Origin of the sequence: Streptomyces pimonensis, from assembly GCF_041380215.1 — a bacterium.
GTDB classification, from domain to species: domain Bacteria; phylum Actinomycetota; class Actinomycetes; order Streptomycetales; family Streptomycetaceae; genus Streptomyces; species Streptomyces pimonensis.
This window is the reverse complement of sequence record NZ_JAHWZY010000029.1, coordinates 1-23,422: the sequence shown is the minus strand read 5'-3', so window position 1 is coordinate 23,422 and position 23,422 is coordinate 1. Positions and strand designations below refer to the sequence as shown.

21 protein-coding genes and 3 pseudogenes are annotated in these 23,422 nt (G+C 74.2%); 13 read left to right on the top strand and 11 right to left on the bottom strand.

Annotated elements, in window-relative coordinates; genetic code table 11:
* Positions 1-39 precede the first annotated feature (39 nt).
* A complete protein-coding gene (locus tag KYY02_RS24680; protein WP_371241471.1) occupies positions 40-852 on the bottom strand; it encodes a GNAT family N-acetyltransferase in 813 nt (270 codons plus the stop codon).
* 82 nt (positions 853-934) lie between these two features.
* Here KYY02_RS24680 and KYY02_RS24675 point away from each other — a divergent pair, with 82 nt between their 5' ends.
* From KYY02_RS24675 to KYY02_RS24660, 4 genes and pseudogenes are all read left to right on the top strand, one after another.
* Positions 935-1,420, top strand: coding sequence for a nucleoside deaminase (locus KYY02_RS24675; RefSeq protein ID WP_371241467.1), 486 nt, complete (start codon positions 935-937; stop codon positions 1,418-1,420).
* 347 nt (positions 1,421-1,767) lie between these two features.
* Positions 1,768-1,815, top strand: a pseudogene (locus KYY02_RS24670) (hypothetical protein); the annotation flags it as partial.
* A gap of 177 nt (positions 1,816-1,992) precedes the next feature.
* Positions 1,993-3,087: a baeRF3 domain-containing protein gene (locus tag KYY02_RS24665; protein ID WP_371241601.1), complete on the top strand. Its 1,095-nt coding sequence runs from the start codon at positions 1,993-1,995 to the stop codon at positions 3,085-3,087.
* A 295-nt stretch (positions 3,088-3,382) separates the two neighbouring features.
* Positions 3,383-4,765, top strand: a complete 1,383-nt coding sequence (locus KYY02_RS24660; protein WP_371241464.1) for a PP2C family protein-serine/threonine phosphatase — start codon at positions 3,383-3,385, stop codon at positions 4,763-4,765.
* 24 nt (positions 4,766-4,789) lie between these two features.
* Here the strand turns inward: KYY02_RS24660 and KYY02_RS24655 are convergent, their stop codons facing one another.
* The gene (locus KYY02_RS24655; protein WP_371241460.1) at positions 4,790-6,280 is read right to left on the bottom strand and encodes a DNA-binding protein NsdB; all 1,491 of its coding nucleotides are present in this window, start codon (positions 6,278-6,280) and stop codon (positions 4,790-4,792) included.
* Positions 6,281-6,513: 233 nt separating this feature from the next.
* Between KYY02_RS24655 and KYY02_RS24650 the strand changes: the two genes are divergently transcribed.
* Together KYY02_RS24650 and KYY02_RS24645 are read left to right on the top strand one after the other, a co-directional pair.
* On the top strand, positions 6,514-7,626 hold the full coding sequence (locus KYY02_RS24650) for an aminoglycoside phosphotransferase family protein (protein ID WP_371241457.1): 1,113 nt from the start codon (positions 6,514-6,516) through the stop codon (positions 7,624-7,626).
* Between the two features lie 325 nt (positions 7,627-7,951).
* Entirely contained in the window at positions 7,952-9,916 is a 1,965-nt protein-coding gene (locus KYY02_RS24645; protein WP_371241455.1) for an N-acetylmuramoyl-L-alanine amidase, read from the top strand.
* A gap of 55 nt (positions 9,917-9,971) precedes the next feature.
* On the opposite strand, the gene KYY02_RS24640 is transcribed toward KYY02_RS24645, so the two are convergent.
* The 4 genes from KYY02_RS24640 to KYY02_RS24625 form a co-directional block, all read right to left on the bottom strand.
* A complete protein-coding gene (locus KYY02_RS24640; protein WP_371241600.1) occupies positions 9,972-10,469 on the bottom strand; it encodes a glycosyltransferase family protein in 498 nt (165 codons plus the stop codon).
* 149 nt (positions 10,470-10,618) lie between these two features.
* Positions 10,619-11,122 (bottom strand): ABATE domain-containing protein, encoded by a 504-nt coding sequence (locus KYY02_RS24635; protein WP_371241598.1) that lies wholly within the window; start codon positions 11,120-11,122, stop codon positions 10,619-10,621.
* A gap of 204 nt (positions 11,123-11,326) precedes the next feature.
* Positions 11,327-12,232: a universal stress protein gene (locus KYY02_RS24630; protein WP_371241453.1), complete on the bottom strand. Its 906-nt coding sequence runs from the start codon at positions 12,230-12,232 to the stop codon at positions 11,327-11,329.
* Positions 12,233-12,366: 134 nt separating this feature from the next.
* A complete protein-coding gene (locus KYY02_RS24625) occupies positions 12,367-12,609 on the bottom strand; it encodes a DUF397 domain-containing protein (RefSeq protein WP_371241451.1) in 243 nt (80 codons plus the stop codon).
* A 394-nt stretch (positions 12,610-13,003) separates the two neighbouring features.
* Between KYY02_RS24625 and KYY02_RS24620 the strand changes: the two are divergent.
* Positions 13,004-13,477 (top strand): annotated as a pseudogene (locus tag KYY02_RS24620) (phenylacetate--CoA ligase family protein); the annotation flags it as partial.
* Between the two features lie 12 nt (positions 13,478-13,489).
* On the opposite strand, the gene KYY02_RS24615 reads toward KYY02_RS24620, so the two are convergent.
* The 3 genes and pseudogenes from KYY02_RS24615 to KYY02_RS24605 all read right to left on the bottom strand — a co-directional run bounded on the left by KYY02_RS24615 (position 13,490) and on the right by KYY02_RS24605 (position 15,356).
* Complete coding sequence (locus KYY02_RS24615; protein ID WP_371241596.1) at positions 13,490-14,068, bottom strand: TetR/AcrR family transcriptional regulator; 579 nt, start codon at positions 14,066-14,068, stop codon at positions 13,490-13,492.
* 269 nt (positions 14,069-14,337) lie between these two features.
* Positions 14,338-14,906: pseudogene (locus KYY02_RS24610) on the bottom strand (FAD-dependent oxidoreductase); the annotation flags it as partial.
* 78 nt (positions 14,907-14,984) lie between these two features.
* Positions 14,985-15,356, bottom strand: a complete 372-nt coding sequence (locus KYY02_RS24605; RefSeq protein ID WP_371241449.1) for a four-helix bundle copper-binding protein — start codon at positions 15,354-15,356, stop codon at positions 14,985-14,987.
* 143 nt (positions 15,357-15,499) lie between these two features.
* Here KYY02_RS24605 and KYY02_RS24600 point away from each other — a divergent pair, with 143 nt between their 5' ends.
* The 6 genes from KYY02_RS24600 to KYY02_RS24575 all read left to right on the top strand — a co-directional run bounded on the left by KYY02_RS24600 (position 15,500) and on the right by KYY02_RS24575 (position 20,975).
* Positions 15,500-15,877, top strand: coding sequence for a DUF6479 family protein (locus tag KYY02_RS24600; protein WP_371241594.1), 378 nt, complete (start codon positions 15,500-15,502; stop codon positions 15,875-15,877).
* A 595-nt stretch (positions 15,878-16,472) separates the two neighbouring features.
* On the top strand, positions 16,473-16,979 hold the full coding sequence (locus KYY02_RS24595; RefSeq protein WP_371241447.1) for a SigE family RNA polymerase sigma factor: 507 nt from the start codon (positions 16,473-16,475) through the stop codon (positions 16,977-16,979).
* An 11-nt stretch (positions 16,980-16,990) separates the two neighbouring features.
* A complete protein-coding gene (locus KYY02_RS24590) occupies positions 16,991-17,524 on the top strand; it encodes a cellulase (protein WP_371241445.1) in 534 nt (177 codons plus the stop codon).
* Positions 17,525-17,656: 132 nt separating this feature from the next.
* Positions 17,657-18,955 (top strand): bifunctional glycosyltransferase family 2/GtrA family protein, encoded by a 1,299-nt coding sequence (locus KYY02_RS24585; RefSeq protein ID WP_371241443.1) that lies wholly within the window; start codon positions 17,657-17,659, stop codon positions 18,953-18,955.
* Positions 18,952-20,217 (top strand): putative hexosyltransferase, encoded by a 1,266-nt coding sequence (locus KYY02_RS24580; RefSeq protein WP_371241440.1) that lies wholly within the window; start codon positions 18,952-18,954, stop codon positions 20,215-20,217. Before KYY02_RS24585 ends, KYY02_RS24580 begins: the two co-directional genes overlap by 4 nt.
* A 59-nt stretch (positions 20,218-20,276) precedes the next feature.
* Positions 20,277-20,975 carry a CapA family protein gene (locus KYY02_RS24575; protein ID WP_442538164.1) on the top strand — a complete coding sequence of 233 codons (699 nt, stop codon included), beginning with the start codon at positions 20,277-20,279 and terminating at the stop codon, positions 20,973-20,975.
* Here KYY02_RS24575 and KYY02_RS24570 read toward each other — a convergent pair.
* Together KYY02_RS24570 and KYY02_RS24565 are read right to left on the bottom strand one after the other, a co-directional pair.
* Entirely contained in the window at positions 20,914-21,933 is a 1,020-nt protein-coding gene (locus KYY02_RS24570) for a hemolysin family protein (protein WP_371241433.1), read from the bottom strand. The two genes, KYY02_RS24575 and KYY02_RS24570, sit on opposite strands and share 62 nt — an antisense overlap.
* Positions 21,930-23,264: a hemolysin family protein gene (locus KYY02_RS24565; RefSeq protein WP_371241431.1), complete on the bottom strand. Its 1,335-nt coding sequence runs from the start codon at positions 23,262-23,264 to the stop codon at positions 21,930-21,932. Before KYY02_RS24565 ends, KYY02_RS24570 begins: the two co-directional genes overlap by 4 nt.
* Positions 23,265-23,422: the final 158 nt, after the last annotated feature.

The window sequence follows — 23,422 nt, the reverse complement described above, 5'->3', positions numbered from 1 at the left end:
CCGGCCCCCGCACCACTCACCGGACCCCTCCCGGGCCCTTCAGGCACCGGGAGGGGTACGACCGCCCGCGGCTGCGGCGGTTGCGTAGACGTACGGCGTGGTCGTGGTCAGAGGGACGAAGCCGAGGCGTTCGAGGACGGGCCGGCTCTGGCTGGAGGCGTCGACCTGGAGGTAGCGGTAGCCCCGGTCCGCGGCGACCCTGGCCCGGTGGGCCACCAGCGCGCGGTAGACGCCCCGCCCGCGCCAGTGCCGTACGGTGCCCCCGCCCCACAGCCCGGCGAACGGGGTGCCCGGCGCCAGCTCCATGCGGGCCGCGCTCACCGGTTCGTCACCGGCCAGGGCCACCACGGCGACGACGGCGTCGGGCTCGGCGGCGAGCCGGTCGCGCAGGTGCCGACGGAGACCGGACGCGTCGGCGTCGAACGCCCTCTCGTGCACGTCGGCCACCAGGTCGGCCCCCGCCCGGTCGACGACCGGCACGATGCGGACACCCGCGGGCGGCTCCGCGTCCAGGGCCAGGCCGGCGACTTCGCCGACCATGAGCGTCTCGACCGGCTCGGGGGTGAACCCGGCCGCCACGAGCCGCTGCCCGAGATCCACCGGCAGGTCGTGTCCGTACAGCTTCCACTCGAACGCGCGGCCGAAACCGGCGAAGTGCGCGATCTGCTCCGCGATCGCCGCGTCCGCGTCCGCCGCCTCCAGGGCGGACCAGAGGACGCCGTTCCAGCCGTGCGCGGGGCCCGTGTGACGCGCCACGGCGCCGACGCGCTCCACTTCCGCGCCGGGGCCGTCGGGTCGCGCCCCCTGGCGCATCTCACGGTCGAACAGGGCGAGTACAGCGGTTCGGTCCATGCGGCGCACCCCACCACGGAGCGATGCCCGGGGCAACGGTATTAAGGTTGCCGTCGGTCGGACATCGTGAGGAGGCCGGGCGGTGGTCGTGCGGGACGAGGAACTGCCGTACCTGCGGCGCTGCGTGGAGCTGGCGGCCGAGGCGCTGGAGTCCGGTGACGAGCCGTTCGGTTCGGTGCTCGTGGCCGGGGACGGCACCGTGCTCGCCGAGGACCACAACCGCGTGGCCTCCGGGGACCGCACCCGGCACCCCGAGTTCGAGCTGGCCCGCTGGTCGGCCGCCCGGATGACCCCGGCCGAACGGGCCGCGGCCACCGTGTACACCTCCGGCGAGCACTGCCCGATGTGTGCCGCCGCCCATGCCTGGGTGGGCCTCGGACGCATCGTGTACGTCGCCTCCTCCGGGCAGCTGGCGTCCTGGCTCACCGAACTGGGGGTGCCCGCCCCGCCGGTGCGGACGCTGCCCGTCGCCGAGATCGCCCCGGGCGTGGCCGTGGCCGGCCCGGTTCCCCGGCTGGCGGAAGAGGTCAAGGAGTTGCACCGGCGGTTCCACCGCGGACGCGGCTGACCCACGGGGCGGCCGTTTCCTCCGGTGGTTCGGCCGTGCGTCCGCGGGCGGGCGCGCGGGTACGGGGCGACTCCGCCCGGATCGCCGCGGGCGATCGCCCGCGGGCGATCGCCCGCGGCGGACAGAACGTGGCTGCGGCATTCGGGGTGCGGCTCGCCCGTACGCCGCAGCCGGTTCCCCCCGTCGGACGTCCCGGCGTTCGAGCCCCGGGCAGCGGCCGTCGAACGCGTGGCGGCCGGGCAACGGGCCGGGGCGCCCGGCGTGCCGTCACGGGGCCGACGGGCGGAAGTCCCGGGGCCCGCTTATGGTGGGCCGGGGCGCCGGTCGGGACCTTCCTGGAGGCATCGATGCTGGCCAACCGGGCCGAGGGGCACACCGGCTACGGGACGTCCGAGTGCGTCCACCGCAGGATCGACGACTTCCTTCTCCACGGCTCCCTGCCGCGCAGCGGCAGAGCTCCTGCGGATCCGAGGACGACGGCCGCTTCTGAGCGAGCGGCCGGCCGGGCCCCGGGGCGCACAGGCGGGTTTGCCCCGAATGCCCTGTCGGCGATTCCGCCCTATGGTGCTGTCATGGAGCACGATCTGAGTCCTGCGACCCTTGCCGAGCTTCGCCGACCGCGCCCCTACCCCGCGGTGTCCCTGCTGACGCCGACGCACCGGCGCGATCCCCTCAACACCCAGGACGCCGTCCGGCTGCGCAACGCGGTGGCCGAGGCCAAGAAGAAGCTGGAGGCCGACCCCGCGGTCACCCGGGACCGGCGCGCCGACGTGGCCCTGCAGCTCGACCGGGCCCTGACCGAGGTCGATCTGACGCACTCCGAGGACGGCCTGGTCATCTTCGCCGCGCCGGGCGAGCACCAGGTGTGGTCGCTCGCCCGCACCGTGCCCGAGCGCATCGTCCTCTCCGACACCTTCCTCACCCGCAACCTCGTCTCCGCCCACACGGCGGAACGGCCGTTCTGGGTGCTGTCCGTCTCCGCCGACCGGGCCACCCTGTGGAGCGGCGGTGTGGACCGGGTCGTCGAGGAGCGCGCCGGCGGCTTCCCGCTGATCCGGGAGGAGCCGAACTTCGACCCCGAGCGGCAGGAGTGGATCGGTGACCAGCCGAGCAACTTCCGGGACGAGGACACCCGCCGGTTCCTGCGTGCCACGGACACCGCGATGGGCAGACTGCTGCGCGACCACCCGCGGCCGCTGTACGTCACCGGTGAGCCCGCCGCCCTGACCCTGCTGGGCGAGGCCGGCGGTGCGACCAAGGATGCCGTGCACGTCCCGCACGGCGGTCTGGCGCACGGCACCTCCGAGGCGGTGTGGCAGGCCGTGCAGCCGGCGCTCGAGGCCGAGGCCCGCAGGGGCACCGAGGACGTGGCCCGGTCGCTGGAGTCGGCCCGGGGACGCAAGGAGTTCGCGGCCGGCGTCGACGAGCTGTGGCAGAGCGCCCGGGAGGGCCGGGTCCGGTTGCTGGCCGTGGAGGAGAACTACCGGATCACGGTGCGTGACACCGACGGCCATCTGGTCATCGCCGAGGACGGCGGCCTGGACGCCCGCGCGGACATCGTGGACGAGATCGTCGAGCAGTGCCTGGAGACCGGCGCCGAGGTCCGCTTCGTCCCGGACGGCGCGCTCGGGGACGCGGGCGGGATGGCGGCGGTACTGCGCTACTGAGGACGGGGCGACCCACCGGTCACCCCCATGCGAACACTCGTCCTTCGAACATGCGAGCAAGTGGTGGCGGATGACCGACGGTCCGTCATATCACTTTCCAGCCATGGGAGTTGGCACGTCGAAAGCACCTCTGACGCATTCCCGCGGGCAACCCGGTGAAGACGGCGGCATATGCCTTCGGCACCGGCTTGTCGTGTGTCGCCGAATCCCTCACAGGCCGTCGCGGGCTGTGCCACAGTCGTGACGTCCCCTCCCTCCACCCGGAGGCCGTACCGTCCCCGCATCGGAGCGCGTCATGCCGTCCCCCCTCTCCGCGGACCGCCCGGCCGCCCGGCCGCCAGGACGCGGCCCGGTCGACGCGCTCATCTCGCAGACCCGGCGCCTCAAGGGCGAGGTGGATGCGGCACGCCGCGACGCTCCGGCCGCCGCGGCGGACCCGGGGGAACGCCGGCGGCGCGCGCTGTACGATCTGGCGCTGCATCAACTGAAGGATCCTGAGGATCAGTTGTCGCAGCTGTGGGACGAGGAGCCGCCCGTGCCGCGACGCGACTCACCGGTCGGTCCGGTCGGCAGCGCGGAGTGGGACCTGCTCACGGACGAGGTGCGCTGGTCCGCGGAGTCGTACCGGATCCTGGGCCGGGACCCGGCCGCCACGCCGCTCACCCTCGACGAACTGCCCTCGCTGGTGTTCGAGGAGGACCGGCCCAGGCTGACCGCGATGGTCACGGACTGTCTCGTCGACGCCCGGCCCGTCGACGGGGAGTTCCGCGTCGTACGCCCGGACGACGGCGTACGGACCGTGCACATGATGGGCGAACCGGTGATCGGCGCCGACGGCAGCACGGCCTCGATGTGGGCGGTGCTGCGCGACGTCAGCGAACTGCGCCACTGCCGACGGGCGGTGAGCGAGACCCGTGACCCGCTGCACCGCCAGCGGCACGCCGCCGCGCGGACCGGGCACCGGCTCGTGGTCGAGTTGCAGGAGGCCGTGCTGCCGACGTGGCACGGCCCCCTGCGGCTCCCGCAGGCCGGACCGGGAACCCTCGACCTCGCCGCCGCCCACCTGCCGTCGCGGCACGCACGGATCGGCAGCGACTTGTACGACGCCCTGGAGCTGCCCGACGGGACGACCCTGCTCGGCGTCGGCGACCTGCCCGGACACGACGTCGGCGCGGCCTCGGGCATGGCGATGCTGCTCGGCGCCGTGCGGGGCATGGCGATGACCGGCACCGCACCGGGCCCCCTGCTGACCTGCCTCAACCGGTTACTGGACACCACCGCGCAGCCGGCCCCGGGCAGTGCCGTCTGCCTGCGTTACCGGCCCGGGACCCGCTCACTGCTGTGGGCGCAGGCAGGACACCCCGCCCCGCTGCTGTTCCGCGGCGGGACGGGGCGGGCGCTGGACGCGCCGGACGGGGTACTGCTCGGTGCCGTGCCGGGCGCCTCCTACGGACAGGCCGAGGAGACCCTCGAGGCCGACGACGTGCTGCTGCTGCACACCGACGGGCTGGTGCCCGGACACGCCGGAACCACGGCCGTCCACCGTCTCCTCGCACTGGCCCCGCACCTCGCCGCCGCCCGTACCGCGCAGGACTGCGTCCGTGCGGTCGCGGAGGAGTTCGGCGAGCGGGAGCGCGACGAGGCCGCCTGTGTGCTCGTCGCCCGGGTCACCCCGTAGCAAGGCCCGCGGGCCGGACCGCCCTCACGCCTGGGCGCTGCCTCCCTCGCCCCGGGGCCTGGGCAGCACCAGTTCGATCTCCTCCCTGAGTTCCTGGATCCTCGGGTACGAGGCGTACTCGGCGGTGAGTCGGTACATCTGGCGCAGCCGGTCCCAGGTGCGGCGCGAGGAGTTCTGCCCCATCGACACCAGAGCGAGACGCGCGAACCGGTCCGCCTGCTCGGGATCGTCGGCGATGAAGCACGCGGAGGCCATGGACAGGAAGTCGAAGATCTTCGACCGCTGCTGCGCCTCGACCCGTAGCGCCAGGGCCTTGTCCGCGTAGTGCTGGGCGTGCGCGGCCGCGTCCGGCTCGAACTCCGCGAGCGTCCGGTACGCCAGGGCCTGCATGCCGTACAGGTCCGCCTCGTTGAACAGCTGCATCCAGTTCGGAGGGGGTACGTCCCCCCTGTCGGAGACGAAGAGGTCCTCCGCCCGGCCCAGGGTGCGGCGCATCGCCTGGCCCTTGCCCATCGACGCCTGCGCCCACGCCTCGATGGTGTGGAACATGGCGCGGGTGCGCGGCAGGACCTCCTCGCCCGAACCGGACCGGGCGAGTTTCATCAGGTCCATCGCCTCGTCGGGCCGACCCAGGTGCACCATCTGCCGGGCCGCCCGGGAGAGCGCCTCGCCGGCGCGCGGCCGGTCGCCGCCCTCCCGAGCCGCGTGGGCGGCGATCACGAAGTACTTCTGGGCCGTGGGTTCCATGCCGACGTCGTGCGACATCCAGCCGGCGAGGACGGCGAGGTTGGCGGCGACGCCCCACAGGCGCCGCTGGAGATGGGGTGGGTGGTTGTAGGCGAGGATGCCGCCCACCTCGTTGAGCTGGCCGACCACCGCCTTGCGCTGGAGACCGCCGCCCCGGGCGGCGTCCCAGGCGCGGAACACCTCCACGGAGCGCTCGAGTTCCTCGATCTCCTGCGAGCCGATCGGGGCGGCCTCGTAGCGGTCGGACCCGACGCGTTCCGCGTGCAGGGGGTCCTCGAGTCGGGGAGCGTCGGCGGTCAGGGCCGGATCGGTGTGCAGCCAGTCGTGCATGGCGCTGCTGAGTGCGGAGCCCGCGGTGAGCGCGGCGCCCGCGCCCACCAGGCCGCGTCGGTTGAGCATGAGGTCCATTCCCGTGAATTCGGTGAGGACCTCGGCTGTCCGCTCGGGCGCCCACGGCACTCCGTCGGGATGTTCCGCACTCCCGGGGCGTGGCCGTTTCCCCGTACGCCCGCGCCGGACCAGACCGAGATCCTCGATGGTCACGACACGGCCGAGACGCTCGGTGAACAGGACCGCCAGCACCCGCGGTACGGGATCGCGCGGGATCTCTCCCCTGTCGATCCACCGCCGCACCCGGGAGGTGTCGGTCGCCAGCTGGGGGTGGCCCATGGCCGCCGCCTGCCGGTTGACCAGCCTCGCGAGTTCGCCCTTGGACCAGCCGGCCAGGCCGAACAGGTCCGAGAGCCGGGTGTTGGGTTGTCCGCTCACGTCAAGCCCCCAGGTTCTCGGCTGAGTTGACAGTAGCCCGGTGCGGGTTGCCGGGCGACTATTCGCCAGGGTTCGCCAGGGTGCGCCAGATGGTGTGCCAGGGGCCATCGGGTGTCGAGTAGGAACGCGCCACCACGACCCCGTCGCCCAGGGACATTCCCCAGGGTGCGCCCGGGCGGCCGGGCCGGGTGGTGCGCTGACGTCGCAGGCACACGAAGGGATCCGTATCACCCATGTACGCAGCATCGTCCCCCGTGTCCGCCCCGCCCCGGCCGCTGCGCCCCCGTCCGTCGGACAGCGGCCCCTACCTCGCCCCCGCGCGCCCGGCGCCCCCCGTACTCGGCGCGGGCAACGTACGGCGTACCGCGGGACCGGGCACCCAGCCGCTCAGCGGGAGGCTCGACCTGTCCGGCCCGCAGGGCGCCCAGCTGCGCACCGCGATCGCGTCGGTGCACCGCATCTGTCCGGAGTTCGCGCCGGTCCAGGTGCTGCGCCGCACCGGCCGGTCCGTCCTGCTGGCCGGCACCACCGGGCGGAGCACCGCGGTCGCGAAGTGCTTACTGGACCACTCCCCCGCGTGGAGCGAGCGGATCCGCCACGAAATAGCGGCATACCGCTCGTTCGTCCGGCACCGCCCGCCCGTGCGGGCGCCCCGGCTGATCGCGGCGGATCCGGACAACGGCACGCTGGTGATCGAGCGGCTGCCCGGCCGGGTGGCGGCGCTCCAGCGGCACCCCGTGGAGGCGCCGCCGCGGGCGGACATCAGGGCGGCACTCGGCGCGATCTGCCGGCTGAACTCCTGGCGGCCGCCGGCCGGGACGTTCGACGCGCCGCTGGACTACGCGGCGCGTATCTCCCGGTACCACGAACTGGGCCTGCTCACCGACCGGGACCTGGGCGACCTGCAGAAGCTGCTGCACGGCATCGCGCGGGCGGCCGGGCGGCAGGGCATGGGCCAGTTCTGCCACGGCGATGCCCTGCTGTCGAACATCCTGATCTCACCGGCCGGTCCGGTGCTGGTGGACTGGGAGCACACGGGCTGGTACCTGCCGGGTTACGACCTGGCGACGCTGTGGTCGGTGCTGGCGGACGCTCCGGCCGCGCGGCGTCAGATCAGTCAGATCGCCCAGTCGGCGGGCCCCGCCTCGCGGGACGCCTTCCTGGTGAACCTGATGCTGGTACTGACCCGGGAGATCCGCACGTACGAGACGGCCGTACAGCGTTCGATGCAGGAGATGTCCCCCGCGGCCCCGTCCGGCGAGGAGCACCGTCTGCTCCTCCGCCGCCTCCACGACGACTGCCAGCTCGCCCGTCGAGCGGTACGGGCGGCAGTGGGCACCCGCTGACCCGGAAAGAAACTCCCGCACCGCCCCGGCCGCGGGCAGTCGTGCCACTGGGGCGACGGCCTCCCCCGCTCGGGCGAGGCCGAGAGCGGGGGAGGCACCCCGCAGGCGCCGGGATCGCGCAGCACCCCCGCCCCGCACCATTGGCATACGCCACTGACGCCCCGCAGGTCCTGACCCCGCCGGCACGAAAACCCCGCACACCTCGATTGACAAGGCAGTTCAGGGCTTCCTGGGCATGATTGACGGATCATCTGCTGGCCGGTACGACTGACGCACCGCTCGGCCCCGTCCGGCGCGCTGCGCCCGATCGTCCCAGGAGGCTGCATTGCGAGAACCCTCCATCGAGCCCCACCCCGCGGCCGGGCCGCCGGGACGCGCCGCCCGCGGTGCCCTCCGCACCCTCGCCGCAGTCGCGCTGACGCTGCCGCTCCTGGGCACGGCGCCCGCTCCGGCCCTTCCGAACAACACCCGGCTGCAACACGCGTTCGCCACCGCCGCCGCCCGGTACGACGTACCGCAGAGCGTGCTGCTCGGCGTCTCCTACCTCCAGTCCCGCTGGGACGCCCACGGCGGCGCCCCGAGCGTGACCGGAGGCTACGGACCGATGCACCTCACGGACGCCCGCGCCGCGCTCGCCGCCTCCGACCACCACGCCTCCGGCACGGAGGATCCGCGCGGTGACGAGGCCCGCCCGTCGAAACGACCCGAGGCACGAGCGGCACGGACCGGGAAGCTGCCGGACCGGCTCACCACGCTGCCGGAAGCCGCCCGCCTGACCGGTCTCAGCCCCGAACGCCTGCGCGATGACCCGGCCGCGAACGTGGCGGGCGGCGCCGCCCTGCTGGCCGAGGCCCAGCGCCGGCTGGGCGGGCCGAGGAGCGACGACCCCGCGGACTGGTACGCGGCGGTCGCCCTCTTCTCCGGCGCGGACGACACCGCGTCGGCGGCGGCGTACGCCCATGACGTGTACGAGGTGATCCGCGTCGGCGAGGCGCGGGTCACGGACGCCGGACAGCGGGTGGCGCTGGACGCCCGCCCGGCCCTCGCACCCGACACCGCGGCGCTGGGGCGCGCCGGGCTGCGCACCGCCTCCGCCGCCGGGACGGAGTGCCCGAGGACGGTGTCGTGCGAGTGGATCCCGGCGCCGTACGAGGAGTTCGGCGCCGGCGACTACGGCAACCACGACCTGGGGAACCGGCCCGCCTCGCAGCGCATCCGGTACATCGTCGTCCATGACACCGAGGGCGCCTGGGAGGGCGTCCTCGACATGGTGCAGGATCCCACCTACGTGTCCTGGCAGTACAGTCTGCGCTCCACCGACGGCCACATCGCCCAGCATGTGAAGGCGAAGGACGTCGCCTGGCACGCGGGCAACTGGTACGTCAACGCGGGGTCGATCGGTCTGGAGCACGAGGGTTTCCTGACGGATCCCGGCACCTGGTACACGGAGGCGATGTACCGGTCCTCGGCCCGGCTGGTGAGGTACCTCGCCGAGAAGTACGGCATTCCGCTGGACCGGCAGCACATCCTGGGCCACGACACGGTGCCGGGGACCACCACCGCCACCATCCCCGGCATGCACACCGACCCCGGCCCCTACTGGGACTGGCGGCACTACTTCGAACTGCTGGGCAGGCCCCTGAAGGCCACGGCCGGCAAGGACTCCGGCGTGGTCACGATCCGGCCGGAGTACGCCGCCAACCGGCCGGTCCTCACGGGCTGCGAGCGGGCGGGCGAGCCGTGCACCGCCCACGGGTCGAGCGCGGTGCGACTGTACTCCGACCACGACGAGGACTCCCCGCTGATCAGGGACATCGGCCTCGGCTCCGCCCCGACCACCGGGGTGAACGACCTGTCCTCGCGGGTCTCCACGGGCCAGCAGTACGCGGTCGCCGACCGCTGGGGCGACTGGACCGCCATCTGGTACCTCGGCCGGAAGGCCTGGTTCGAGAATCCGGGGAAGCACCCCACAGCGGTGCCCGCGAAGGGCACGGTCGTCACCCCGAGGAAGGGCCGCGGCCCGGTCCCGGTGTACGGGAGGGCGTACCCGGAGAAGACCGCCTACCCGGAGGGCGTGCCGGTCCAGACGGTGTCGCCGCTGCCGTACACGGTGCTCGAGGGCCAGAAGTACGTGACCGGGGGCAAGGTGCCCGGCGAGTACTACTACGCGGTGACCTTCGACGAGGCGTCCCACCGGGTGGTGCGGGGCGAGGACCTGTACTACGAGATCCAGTTCGGCCACCGGGTCGGCTTCGTCCGAGCGGCGGACGTGACGGTGACCTCGTCGTGAGGGCGCACAGGAGGGAGCGGGCGGGCCGGGTCCCGCGGAGCCCGGCCCCTTGTGTTCAGTCCTGCTGGAACAGCTCCGCGGGCAGCGGCTTGAGGAGGGCGTACAGGTCGTCGGTGATCGGGCGGTCCCAGGCGGCGATGGTCACCAGGACGTTGTCGCTGCGGTCGAACTGCACGCAGGAGATCCGGCTCTCGGAGAGCTTGACGCGGCGCACGATCAGCAGGTTGTCGCCCTGCATCACCGGCACGTCCTCGGTGCCGACGACGGTGATCTCCTCGTCGTTCTCCAGTGCCAGCAGCAGCTGCCCGACCTCGAAGGGGACCTCCCCCTCCGGAAGGTCCCGGGCCGGGGAGCCCTCGGGCAGATTGCCGATGACCATCGCGGGGCCGCGGCCGCCGAACAGGTCGTAGCGCAGGAAGACGCCCTGGCAGCTTCCGTCGGGGGCGGGCAGCAGCCCGGCGCCCAGGTTGCCGGGCCAGTCGCCCGGGTCCATGGCCAGTACGTCGAAGTCGGGCCCGGCGGGTGTGGCGCTGCGGCGGCGGAGGAACGACATGCCGCCATGGTACGTGCCCGGGCCCGGGTTCGGGCGGTCGGGCGGAGCCCGCCCCGGCCATCCGGACCACCGGTGCCGCTCGTGGGGGCGGGCCGTCCGGGCGCGGTTGCCGCAGGAGGGCTTGCACCACTCCTGGCGCGGGCGCTCCTTCAGGAAGTGGCGCACGCAGCGGGGGGCGTGACAGGCGCGCACGGTCGGGACCGGCGAGGAAGGCGATCGAGGCCTGGGCGAGTGCGGCGATCAGGCCGTGTCCGCCGTCCGGGACGGGGCGTCGGCGTACGGCGGGGTCGTGCCCGTCGGACCACTCCGGGACGGGGGCTGTGGGGGGTGCGGGCGGCAGCGTCGTTCAGACGCCGGAGCGCCTCGGGGAGGGACAGCAGGCTGGACGCGTCCGCGGGACTCGGTTCGGCGGGGCTGGCGGCGTGCGCGAAGAGGGTACGGACGGCGGTGCGCAGGTCGCGGACGGCGGTGAGGTGATTCCCGTCGGCGACGAAGTGGGGTGCGACGGGGGGCGTGTCCGGGTGCGCACGCACCCAGCCGGTGAGCTCGCCGGGCTCGGTCAGGTCGTCGACGACCCCGCCGTTGCCGTCATGACGAAGGATGAGGACAAGGTCCGGGACCAGGTGAGCGTCCGCGATCACCGAGTCCCGCATGTCGCTGATGCCGGAGACACCGGCATCCATGGGCAGCCGCCTCCAGCTGCGGGCAGTCGTGCGGCCCCTGTGCCCCAACGGCCTGGGAAGGTACCCCAGGGGGTGGGGGTGCCTCCCGCTCGAGCGGAGCCGGGGGTGAGGGCGCCTCGCAGCACCGGGTCGCGCAGCCCCCTGTCCCTCCCCGCCCCGGCCGGCCCCTCCGGATCACTCCTCCGGTGCCGCCGGAGGAATCACCGCGACCGGGCTCACCGCGTGGAGCAGCACCGCCTGCGTCACCGACCCCATCATGCGGGCGGGCGCCAGCAGTCGACGGCGATGACGGCCCACGACGACCAGATCGGCGTCCCGCGACGCGTCGACCAGATGGCCGGCCGCGTCCCCGGGCAGCACGTCGACCCCGGCGGAGACCTCGGGATGCCGCTCCCGGTGCGGAGCGAGGAAGCCGTCGGCGAGGAGACGGGCCTCGTGCTCGACGGCGTCCCGGTCGATCTGCGGCGGAGGCATCTCCCCGGGCAGCATCCAGGTCTGCAGCGGCCATGGATAGGCTGCGAGGACGTGCAGCCGGGCACCGCGCGACGCCGCCTCCGCGAAGGCGAACGCGAGCGTCGCCTCGTCGGGGCCGTCGGTGTTCAGGCCGACCACCACGGGCCGGTCGGGCCCGGCCGGCGCCCCCTGCTCGTCCCCGCGTCCGGGCCGGGGCACGACGACGACCGGGCACTCGGCGTCGCGGGCCGCGGCCAGGGAGTTGGAGCCGAGCAGCAGGCTGGCGAAGCCCCCGCGGCCCCGGGAACCGAGCACCAGCAGCCGGGCCGCGGCACCCGCCTCGGGCAGCAGCGCTCCCGGCGCCCCCTCCAGCGCGGCGTACTCGACGGCGGGCGGGCCGCCGCCGCGCTGTGCCAGGTGATCGCGGACCTGGTCGAGGACCGGGTCCGCGTCGGGGTCGGGCGGCCCGGCCGCCAGCACCTCGGGCTGCGTCCAGGGCGCGTACTGGCGCACGTGCACGATCCGCAGCGGGGCCTCGCGCCGACGGGAGGCGTCGAGGGCCCACTCCAGGGCGCGCAGACTGTCGTCCGAGCCGTCGACCGCCGCGATGACCGGCTGGGTGTTCATGGTTCCTCGCCTCCGGGATACGACCTTCGACCTTCGCCTTCCCCGGTCGGCCCGGCTCGGGTGCGGGCCGGGGGAGGCACTTCCGACCGCGTGTCCGGAAAACCGCGCGGAACACCCCGCTGCGGCGACGCCGCTCACGTCAGGTCGAACTCCCCCTCCCGGGCTCCCGACACGAACGCGCCCCACTCGGCGGGCGTGAAGATCAGGGAAGGGCTCTCCGGACTGCCACTGTTGCGCATGGCGATGAAGCCCTCCACGAAGGCGATCTGGACATCGCCCAGGCCACGGCTGCTGGACTGCCACTGCGCGTTGCTGAGGTCCAGGTCCGGCTTGTCCCAGCCCCTGAGCGGGCGCTGCTGGGTGGTGCTCTCGGCCACGTCCGTGCTCCTCCCGATTACCGTCGTCCGCGGGCCAGCCTAGCGATCGGCCCCCACCCCCGACAGGCCGCGCGGCGAGTACCTTTCCGCGAGAACCCGGGGCGGACGGACCGAACCCGACCGGCGTGCCCTGAACACACGGCGACGCGCCGACGTACTGGTGGGGGCGGGCCCGTTCGGCGGGCCCCGCTCGCCATGTCATCGCAGGACCGCACGGAAGGGCCCCCGGGTGTCGCTCTTCACCCGCCCCCGCCGGCTGCCGGGCACCACCGAGGGCGGAACGGACCGAAACGGTGGCCCGGCCGCACCGAGGAGACCGTCGGGGACGCGCCGCCGGTGGCCGCGCCGCCGGGCCGGTTCGGCCTGCGGCACCGGTGGCCGCGTGCGGCACACGGTGTCACCGTCGGGACGCGAGCTGGGTGAACTGGTCTTCACCTCGCTCACCAAGGAGGCGATGCCGATCGTCCGGTACCGGACGCGGGACCTGACCCGTCTGCTGCCGGGCACCGCCCGGGTGTTCCGGCGGATGGAGAAGGTCACGGGCCGCAGCGACGACATGGTGATCCTGCGCGGGGTGAACCCCTTTCCCCCGCAGATCGAGGAGATCGTGCTGCGCACACCGGGCGTGGCCCCGTACTTCCGGCTCCGCCTCACCACCGAGGGCCGGATGGACTCCCCCACCGTCCGCGCGAAGGCCCGTCCCGGCGCGGACTCCACGACGCGGGACACGGCCGCCCGGTCGATCGCGGCGGCCGTGAAGGACGGCACCGGCGTTTCGGCGGGCGTGGAGATCGCCGACCCGGAGACGCTGGAACGCTCGGTGGGCAAGATCCGGCGGATCGTGGGCCCGCGGGAGGACCGGGGCTGAGGACCGTCCGGGCTACTGGGCGGCCACGATCCGCTCGACCGCGGCCGTCACCAGCCGCTCGCGCTCGTCCGGGTCGAAGACGTCCGGCAGGGTGAGCTGTTCGACGATCAACCAGTTCAGCGCCAGGTACAACAGCTTGACGGCCGTGGCGTCGCCGGGGAGGCCCGCTTCCTCGTGGTGGCGGACGTTGGCCTCGACGTCGGCACGGACCCGCTCGGTGAGCACCTCGCGGAGCCCGGGCCGGCGGGTGGCCTCCAGCCGGAGTTCGAGCAGGGCGAGGTATCCGGTGCGGAAGGCGGCGACACGCCCCACCAGTTCCCGCATCAGCTCCGCGTAGACCTCCCGGTCGCGCCCTGCGGTCCGCTGCCGGGCGATGAGCTCCTCGTCGGGCTGGAGCCGCTCGTAGACCCGGGCGCCGGCCTGGGTGAGCAGGTCGTCGCGCGAGCCGAAGTAGTTCGACGCGGTACCGACGGGCACGGCGGCCTCGGTGTCCACCGCCCGGAACGTCAGCCCCCGGGCGCCTTCGCGGGCCAGCACCTCGATCGCGGCGTCCACCAGGGCGGCCCGTCGCTGTTCGTTCCGTCTGACCACTGCCACCACTCCACTCGCCGCATCCACCACACCACTTCAGGCAGAGTACTACGCCCGGAGTTCTCCGTGGGTGCACCCCGTACCGGTGTGCGGCCGTCCGGGCACCCCCGCTCCCGCGGTCCGGTCCTTGGACGACGCACACAAACCGGCAACCGGCACCCCCACCGGTGCTCGTCGAGGCGCCCACGGCCGGCTCCCCGACGGGGCGTACCGGGCGGACGCGGCGCGGGACCCGGCCGGGACCGGCCCTGGCCGGGACCGCGTCCCCGTCAGCGCCCCGCCTCCAGCACCGCCATCGCCGCGTTGCCTCCCGGCACACCGCTCACCCCGCCGCCACGCACAGCAGGACATTGGCGTGCCGGGTCTCCACGCCCCAGCGGTCGGTGCCCTCCTGGGCGTACGGCCAGGACAGTTCGCGGTGGAAGACGTTGCCGCCGGGCAGTTCGAGGTCGCGTTCCAGGTCCAGCGGGGACCGGGCCTCCAGACACGGGCGGCCGTCGGCGTCGGTGGCCAGACAGTCCGCGAGGGGTTCGGCCAGATGGGCGTCGAGCTGCGCGAGCGTCGACTCCAGGAGTTCCTCGCGTACGCGTCGTCGTCCCGCTCGAACAGCCTCGCGGGGGTGTGCAGTCCGGACAGGGTGAGGGTCTGGCAGCCCGGGCGGCCAGGTCCGGGCCGAGGATCGTGGGGTCGGTGAGCGAGTGGCAGTAGATCTCCGAGGGCGGCACTGCGGGCGGCTCACCGGCGGCCGCCCGGTCGTGCGCGGCGGCCGGCTGCCCGTCCCCTCGGCGACGTGGAAGGTGCCGGAGAACGCCTCGCGCGGATCGACGGAGGTGCCGCGCGGCTCGTCCGGTGCGGCGACAACTCGCCCGGGTCCGTACGGTGCCGCGACACCCGGTCCGTGCCGTTCACCGACGTGTCAGTTCAGAGTGGCGAGGAACTCCGTGCAGGCCCGTGCGCAGGCGCGGCACGCCTGTGCCGTCTCCTCCGCCCCGGAGTAACCGTCGAACACCTGCGCGCTCTCCAGGCACACCTGGCGACACCACTCCACCTGGACGCGGATGGTCGCCTCGTCCACCTGGTTCTGCTCGGACAGCACCCGGCAGGTCGCGTCGCAGACCTCCGCGCACATGATGCCCTTGCGCCGTACGAGTTCCTGGTTCTCGGTGCCGTCCGGGTCCACGAGGCTCGCCCGCGTCGCGCAGGACCGCGCGCACTCGGTGCATGCCTGGGCGCACGCGAAACGGTCCTCCAGGAACCGGAACAGCTCTTCCTGGGATGTCGTCGTCACGCCGTTCGGGTAGCCGCCGCCAGGGCGGTCAAACCCGGTGCCCGCAGGGGTTCCGCGCGGTTCTCGGGGTCCGCGCCGGGCGCCCGTGCGGCGTGGGAGGCGAACGGGTTGGCGGACGGGACCGGGGGTACCCGCGAGCCATGATGAACACCGCGTGGATGGAAACGGCCGACCTCGCCGCGGGCCGCGGCGCCCTCGGTGCGGGGCTCGTGGTGGCGGGTGTGGTGGTCGTGGCGCTGCTGATCGGCATGTTCGTCCTCGGCAGCCGCCGGGTCAGGAACAGCAAGGTGCGCCGGCCCGGCCCGGAGGAGCAGCCCCGGATGCCCGAGGGCGGACCGGTCCGGGAGACACGGGAGCAGCGGGAGCCGAACGAAATGCCCAGCAGCGACGAGCGGCTGCTGCCGCACGAGCTGAAGGACCACGGCACCGCCGGCAGCCGCACGAGCGCTTCGCAGGAGCGGCCCCGCTGGGACGGGGGCAGCAGCGGGTCGTTCGGCAGCGGCGGACCCGGCGGCCACTGACCGGCCGCCGACCGGTCCGCGCTCCCGGCGGGCCGGTGACGCCGTCCACGGAGAAGTGAAAGTCATGGCGAACCCCCGCCCGTGACATCCCGCCGCTGCCCGGTCACGACCATCGGTCCACCGGCGGACCGGAGAGCCGGATCCGCTCACTGTCCGCCGGCGAGGTCGAGGAGTCGCCGGCCCATGAGCGGCCGCCCGCCGACCGGGTCCCGGCGGCCCGGCCGGCGCAGCTGAACGCGGGTGCCGAGCCGATGCGAGGCGACTCCGGCACGCTGCGCCGGGGCAGAACGCCGGCCGGGCCGGGCCCGTATCACCCGCCGCCTCACCGCAGACGTCCGGCCCGCCGCCGCACGGCATCCCGGACCAGCGGGACGAGCCGGGGGGCCGTACGCAGGCAGGACCGGCCACCGCCCCAGGGCGGGTCGTACGTCCGTCGATCGCCGGGACGCGGTCACGGGCGTACGGCCCGCCCTTTCGCGTGCCCGGGCGGGTGCGCTCGGGGTGAGGTGGATCACAGCGTTCAGGTGCATCGTTTCGCCGGGCCATGAGTCTTTGTCTCAGGTGTAAGGGGTTGTTCGGACACAGGGCGGTGGGCATGGAGCGGTTTCGGGTGGACGGCTTCGACGAGTTCGTGGCCGCCCGCTGGTCGGCGCTGCTCCATGTCGCGCGGCTGCTCACCGGCGGCGACCGGCAGCGTGCCGAGGACCTCGTCCAGGAGGCCCTGGTGAAGCTGTGGTTCGTCTGGCCGAGGGTCGCCGAGCAGGCCCCGGAGGCGTATGTGCGCCAGGTACTGGTGCGGATGGCGGCCCGTTCGGCCCGCCGGCGCTGGTGGGGGGAGCGTCCGATGGGCGAGCTGCCCGACCGGGCCGGACCCGGCGATGTGTCGTCGGCCGTCGCGGAGCGCTCGCGGCTGGAGGCCGCACTGGCGCTGCTGCCGCCCCGGCAGCGGGCCGCGGTGGTGCTGCGCTACTGCGAGGACCTGCCCGAGGGCCAGGTGGCACAGGCCCTCGGCTGCCCGGTGGGCACCGCGCGCTCCCACGCGTCGCGCGGTGTGGCGCGGCTGCGGCAGATCCTGTCCGACTCCGTCAGGCCCGTGAGGTGAGGGGAGAAACGATGGACGACTTCGAGCATGAGCTGTCGCGCATGATGCGCGACAGCCGGCAGCCGGCTCCCTTCCGGTCCGAGCACCAGGAGCGGCTGTACCAGGGCATCCGGGCCCGCCGCCGGTCCCGGATGCTGTGGCGGGCCGGCGGTTCGGCTCTCGCGGTGGCCGGACTGAGCGTCGGGCTGGCCCTGCTGCCCGGCGCCGACTCCCGGTCGCTGCCCGCCGACCGCGGGCCGCTGCCGGCGACCGGCCCGACGCCGCCTCCGGGGCCCACGGCGTCGGCGACGTCCGTCCCGAGCGCGGACCCGAGCGTGTCGCGACCGCCGACGAGCACGTCCGGAACCACGGGCACCGGCACCACGTCGCCCGGGCACGGCGGCGTACCGCCCTCCCTCCCGCCGTCCACCACGCCGAGCGCGACCGGGCGGGACTCGACGGTGCCACCGTCGGCCACGACCGCGCCGACCACCGCCCCGTCGTCCACTCCGCCGGCGCGGTCGCCCTCCGCCACGGCCGACGAGGAGCCGCCCGGCAGCGGTTAGACCGCACCGCCGTCCCCGCCCGTGGGCGAGAGCCGCCCCGGGCCGTGTCCCCGACCATCACTCGGGCGCGTCCGGCATGCCCGCACCGAGGTCACGTCATGCCGTACGCCGGAAGGAGACCGTGAACCCGTCATGAGAACCGCGAGGCGGTCGGCACCGGCCGACCGCCACTCATCCGCCGCGTCCGCGGCACAGGTGGCGCTGCCGCGCCGGGCGCCGCTGCCGGCGTACCATCCGGAACCCGTCCTGGACGTGGTCGTGCCCGTGCACAACGAGGAGAACGACCTGGAGTCCTGTGTCCGGCGGCTCCACGCGCACCTCGCGGAGACCTTCCCCTACGCCTTCCGGATCACCGTCGCCGACAACGCGAGCACGGACCGCACCCCGGCGATCGCCGCGCGGCTGGCCCGGGAGCTGCCGGGGACGGAGTGGATGCGGCTGGCCGAGAAGGGCCGCGGCCGGGCCCTGCACACCGCCTGGTCCCGGTCGTCCGCGCCGGTGCTCGCCTATCTGGACGTGGACCTGTCCACCGACCTGGCGGCCCTGCTGCCGCTGGTGGCCCCGCTGATCTCCGGGCACTCGGACATCGCGATCGGCACCCGCCTGGCCCGCGGTTCCCGGGTGGTGCGCGGACCGAAGCGGGAGCTCATCTCCCGCTGCTACAACGGGCTGCTGCGCGGCACCCTCGCCGTGCGGTTCTCCGACGCCCAGTGCGGTTTCAAGGCGGTACGGCGGGACGTCGCCGAGCGGCTGCTGCCGCTGGTCGAGGACCGGGGGTGGTTCTTCGACACCGAGCTGCTGGTGATCGCCGAACGCGCCGGGCTGCGCATCCACGAGGTGCCGGTGGACTGGGTGGACGACCCCGACAGCCGGGTCGACATCCTGTCCACGGCGCTGGCGGACCTGCGCGGCATGGCCCGGTTGGGGCATGCGCTGGCGGGCGGCCGACTGCCGCTGGCCGTGCTGCGCCGCCCCGGGGAGCTCGACGAGGCCGCCGGGCTGCCGCCCGCGCTGGTCCCGCAGTTGATCCGCTTCGCCGCCGTCGGGGCGGCCAGCACCCTGTTCTACCTGCTGCTGTACAGCCTGCTCCGGCCCGTCACGGGCGCCCAGGCGGCCAACGCGCTCGCCCTGCTGGCCAGCGCCGTCGCCAACACCGCCGCGAACCGGCGGCTCACCTTCGGGGTGCGGGGCCGCACCGGGGTGCTGCGCCACCAGCTCAAGGGGCTGGCGGCGTTCCTGGTCGGCCTCGTCCTCACCAGCGGTTCGCTGGCCGTGCTGCACCGCACGGCGCCCGGGGCCGGGCCCCGGGTGGAGCTGCTGACACTGGTCGCGGCCAACCTCGCCGCGACCCTGCTGCGCTTCCTCCTCCTGCGGGCCTGGGTGTTCCCGGGCCGCCGCTCCCGCCGTACGACAGGATCCCCGACCTCATGACCACCGCCCCGGCCGACCCGGCCCTGTCCCCCGTGCCCGGGTCCGAGGCCGCCTTGCCGGCCGCCCCGGACCCGCGCGCGCGGCTGCGCCGCGCCGTCGCGCACCACGGGCCCGTCCTCGCACTGTACGGCGTGCTGAAGCTGGTGGGCTTCGCCGTCTTCATGTTCCTGCTGGACTCGGCCGGCGACTTCCGCGAGAAGCATCCGCGCTTCGGCGGCGGCGCCCGCCCCTGGGACGTCCTGGGCAGCTGGGACGGCTGGTGGTACCAGCAGATCGCCCTGCACGGCTACGACCCTGCGCTGGAGCCCATACCCGGCGCCACCGGGCTGATCACCCTCGAGGGCAACTCGGCCGCGTTCTTCCCCCTGTACCCGGCGCTGATGCGGATGGTCTCGGAGGTCACCGGGCTCGGCCCGTACGGCGCCGGCATGACCGTGTCGGTCGTGTCCTCCTTCGTCGCGGCGCTCGGCATCCACGCCGTCACGGCCCGGCTGGGCGGGCGCAGGGCCGGTCTGGTCGCCGTGGGGCTGTGGGCCGTGTGGCCCGGTTCCGGTGCGGAGTGGGCGGTGTACTCCGAGTCCGTGTACACGGCGCTGGCCGCCTGGGCCTGCTACGCCGTGATGACCCGCCACTGGCTCACCGCCGGGGTGCTGACCTTCGCCGCCGGGCTCGCCCGGCCCACCGCCGTCACCCTGGTCGCCGCCCTCGCCGTCGCCGGACTGCTCGCGGTGTGGCGCCGCGAGGAGGGGGTCCGCCGCCCGCTGGCCGCGGTGGCGATCGCCCCGCTGGGCGTGGCCGGCTATCTGGGCTGGGTCGGGTACCGGATGGGCGACTGGAGCGGTTACAACAAGCTCCAGGACGGCGCCTGGGCCCACAAGTTCGACTGGGGCCGGCACACTCTCGACGTGCTGACCTCGGTGCCCGTCGGGCACTTCGACTACCGGTTCGCGATGCCCGTGGAGGACCTGATCGGGGTCGGGGTGGTGCTGCTGGTGCCGGTGCTGACGGTGCTGCTGGTACGGCTGCGCCCGCCCGCCGTCCTCGTCGTGTACACGGTGCTGTCGTACCTGATGGTGATGGCCACCCAGCAGTACTTCGGCAACGTCTCCCGCTATCTGCTCCCGCTGTTCCCGCTGTTCGTCCCGCTCGCCCTGGCGATGCGCCGGCTGAAGTGGCCCTCGCTTGCCACGGTGCTGGGCACGGCCGCCCTGGCCTCCGGCTCGTACGCGGGGTACGTCCTGTTCGAACTGGGTGTGCCGTAGTCCTACCGTGGAGAGGCACGGACGCCGGGACGGTGACGCTGTTCCTGTGCGGGGACGTGATGCCCGGGCGCGGGGCCGACCGGGTCCTTCCGCACCCGGGCGATCCCGCGCTGCGGGAGGACCTCCTCCGGGACGCCCGCGGCTGCGTGGAGCCGGCCCGGTCCCCCCGGCCGGTCCCGTTCTCGTGGCCCTGGGGCCGGGCGCTGGAGGTGCCGGCGGGGGCCGCCCCGGACGTGCGGGGCGTCGATCCGGAGACCTCCGTCACACGGAGCGACGCGTTCGCGCCGGGGAAGACCGTCCGCTACCGGGTGCGGCCGGCCCATGTGCCCGCCGTGACGGTGGCGCGGCCCGACGGGTGCGTCCTGGCCGGCAAGCACGTGCCCGGCTTCGGGCGCCCGGGGCTCCGGGGGACGCCGGACGTGCTCCACGGCCCGGGCCTGGGCAGCCGTCCGGGCCGCGCATGGTGCCGCTGCGGGCGCGGCGGATGCGGCCGGCACCCGCCGCGGACGACGAGCGGTCCCGGCTGCGGGCGACGTCCGACCGGATCAGCCGGCGCGGACAGCGTCCTCGGCGCCGACGGCGCGCTCGCCCTCGCCTCCCGGCGACCGTTCCGGCCGCGCCCGCCGGACCGGGCGGACCGGAGGTCCGGCGGGCTGTCGTCCGTCGTGTCGGGCGACGGCCCGCCGGGGGCCGCCGTCACGTCGTCTGAGGCTGCAGGAAGCGGGCCAGCAGGTCGTCCAGGCTCACCATGCCGGTGAGCCGTCCGGAGCTGTCGCGGACCACGGCCAGCGAGGCCCGGCGGCGGCGCAGCAGGTCGATCGCGTCGGCGACCGTGGCGTCGTCCGTCAGCTCGGGCACCGGGCGGGCCAGGGAGCGGGCGCCGGCCGCCCGCTCCCTGGCGCGCGCCACCACGGCGTCACGGGCGTGCACCGAGCCGAGCACCACGCCGTGCTCGCGGACCAGGAGCCGGGTGCGGTCGCGCTCCGCGGCGACGCGCAGGATCTCGTCGACGTCGGCGCCGCCGTCCACCGAGACGATCTCGGACGCCGGCACCTGCAGCTCCCGCACCGGGGTCTGCGGTTCGGTCAGCGAACGCGTCAGCAGCTCCGAGTCCATCTCGCTGATCAGGCCGAGCCGCTCGGACTCCGCCACCAGGTGGGTGAGCTGTTCCCGGTTGTGGACCGAGGCCAGCTCGTCGCGCGGGGTGACCCGGCACAGCCGTACGAGGGCGTTGCTCACCGCGTTGAGCAGCCGGATCAGCGGCCGCACGGTCCTCACCACGGCCCGGAAGGGCGGCGACAGCAGCATCGCGGACCGCTCGGGGTGGGCGATGGCCCACGACTTGGGGGCCATCTCGCCGACCACCATGTGCAGGAACACGACCACGATCATGGCGACGGCGAAGGCGACGCCGTAGCCGACCGCGCTCGGCAGGCCCAGCTCGTGCAGCAGGGGGTCGATTTCGTGGGAGATCGCGGGCTTGGACACCGAGCCGAGGCCCAGGGTGCACACGGTGATGCCGAGCTGGGCGCCGGCCAGCATCAGGGACAGTTCACGCATACCCGCCAAAGCCGCTCCGGCGCCGCGTCGGCCCTCGGCCGCGGCTTTCTCCATGCGGTGCCGCTTGGCGGCGACCAGCGCGAACTCGGCGGCCACGAAGAATCCGCTGCCGATCAGCAGCAGCACGGTGACGAAGAGCGCCATCGGGAAACTCATGCCTGCTCCTGCGTCTCACGGGCCGTCCGCTCGATGCGCACGCGGTCGGGTACGTGCCGGTCGAGGGTGTGCACATCGATCACGGCGGCGCCGTCGGGCAGCTCGACCGTGAGCCGGTCCCCGACGGCGGGGAAGCGGCCGAGCCGGTCGACGATCAGGCCGGCCACGGTGTCGTAGTCCTCCTCCTCGGGCAGTCCGACGCCGGTGACCTCGGCCACCTCGTCCAGCCGGCGGCCCGCGTCCACCAGCCAGCCGTCGCCGTCCGCGACGGCGACCGCGGTGACGGTGTCGGTCTCGTCCGCGATGTCGCCGACGAGTTCCTCGGCGATGTCCTCGTAGGTGACGATGCCGGCCACACCGCCGTGCTCGTCCAGGACGACCGCGAACTCGTCGCCCCGTTCCCGCATCTGGATCACGGCGTCGGGCAGCGGAAGGGTGTCCGGCAGCAGCAGGGGACGCCGGGCGAGAGCGCCGGCCGTGGTGGCGGTGAACCGGTCGGCGGGCAGGCGCATCAGCTCGGCCACGCCGAGGACGCCGCCGACGTCGTCCGGGTGGTCGCCGAGCACCGGGTAGTTGGAGTGGCCGTGCTTGGCGATGAGGTCGACCGCTTCGGCTGCGGTGGCGTCCTCGCGGACGAAGACGGCGTCCACGCGGGGCACCATCACCTCGTCCAGCGTCCGGTCGGAGAACTCCAGGGCGTGGTCGAGCAGCGCGGCGGTGTCCTCGGGCAGTGCGCCCTGCTGGTGGGACTCGCCGATCAGGTGGCCCAGCTCCTCCAGGGTGGCGCCGTGGTGCAGCTCCTCCACCGGTTCGATGCCGACCCGGCGCAGCAGCCCGTTCGCCGCCGCGTCGAAGACGTGCACGAGGGGGCCGACGACCTTCAGGTAGGCGAGCGTGGAGCCGGCCAGCGCCTTCGCCAGCCGTTCCGGCACGGCGATGGCGAGGTTCTTCGGGGCCAGCTCGCCGAGCACCATCTGCACGACCGTGGCCAGCACGAAGGCCAGCACGACCGCGATGCCGCTCACGGCGGCGCCGGGGATGCCGACACCGGACAGTACGGGCCGCAGCAGTGCGGAGACCGAGGGCTCGGCGATGAAGCCGACGACCAGTCCGGTCACGGTGATGCCGAGCTGGGCGCCCGACAGCATGAAGGACAGCCGCTCCAGCACCTTCAGGGCGCGGGCGGCCCTGCGGTCCCCGGACTCGGCCTCGCGCGCCAGGGCGAGGCGGTCGGCGGAGACGTAGGCGAATTCCTGGGCGACGAAGTATCCGGTGCCGGCGGTCAGGACGAAGACGGCCAGCAGGCCGAGGAGGGCGTTCGCGGCACTCATCGAACACCGTCCCGCCGCGTGCCGTGCTCAGGAGGTGCCTGGCGGGACGGTCGGGGACTGTGCCCCGGGGGGTCCGTCGGTCTGGCGGACAAGGACGTGCTCCTTCAGTGGGTGTGCAGTGTGGCAACGGCTCCGGCCGACGTGTTGTTCCCGGTCGG